General features: G+C 45.1%; 1 protein-coding gene. It reads left to right on the forward strand.

Going from position 1 to position 1,056, the window contains the following annotated elements; genetic code table 11:
* Positions 1-116: 116 nt before the first annotated feature.
* A partial coding sequence (locus B3O33_RS05115) for a YcaO-like family protein (protein WP_292363130.1) occupies positions 117-1,056 on the forward strand: 940 nt, incomplete at its 3' end.

The following is a 1,056-nucleotide window of genomic DNA, read 5'->3' on the forward strand; positions in this document are numbered from 1 at the left end:
AATGGCAATTATGCAAAAAGCACAACCCGCAAAGCTGTTAAGATGTGAAGCCAAAGCAGGCTAACTGAAAAAGCCCCCATTACTGGGGGCTTTTTTATCCACACGAGTACTTCATCATGACTGAACAAACCTTTATTAAAGGCAAAGACAGCGATCTGGAAACCAGCATCGCCACCATGCAGGCCAAATTAAAATCGTTTGGTTTTGATATCGAAGAAGCCTCCTGGCTCAATCCGGTCAGTAATGTTTATTCTGTGCATATCCGCGATAAAACCTGTCCTTTAATGTTTACCAATGGCAAAGGCAGCAGTGAAAAAGCCTGTCTGCCCAGTGCTTTGGGCGAGTATTTCGAACGGCTTAGCTGCAATTACTTTTTTGCTGATTTCTATCTGGGCGAACATCACAGTAACAGTGAATTTGTGCACTATCCCAATGAACGCTGGTTTGATATTGATGGTGATGAGATGCCGGAAGGCTTGATGGATGAAAGCCTGTGGAAATATTTTGATCCGGAAAATGAACTAACGCCGGATATGTTGTTTGATACCAACTCCGGTGATGGCGAACGCGGTATCTGTGCCGTGCCTTACCAACGTTTGTGTGATGGTGAAATCCGTTACATTCCAGTCAATGTGATTGGCAATATTTATGTCAGTAATGGCATGTCAGCCGGTAATACGCAGAATGAAGCCCGTGTTCAGGGTTTGTCTGAAGTGTTTGAACGTTATGTGAAAAACAAGATCATTGCCGAAGGGCTTTGCCTGCCGGAAGTCCCTGATGAAATACTTAACCGTTTCCCAAAAATCCAACAGGCCTTACAGGAATTACGTGATCACGGTTATCACCTGCGAGTAGCTGATGCATCACTGGGCGGTCAGTTTCCAGTAATGTCCGTGACATTAATTAACCCAAAAGATGGTTCAGTGTTTGCCTCGTTTGGCGCACATCCGAGTTTTGAAGTGGCATTGGAACGTACCGTCACCGAATTATTGCAGGGCCGCAGCCTGGATCAGCTGGATGTATTTCATCCACCAACATTTGATTTGGATGAGGTCG

It is taken from the genome of Methylophaga sp. UBA1464 (assembly GCF_002325665.1).
Classification (GTDB): Bacteria; Pseudomonadota; Gammaproteobacteria; order Nitrosococcales; family Methylophagaceae; genus Methylophaga.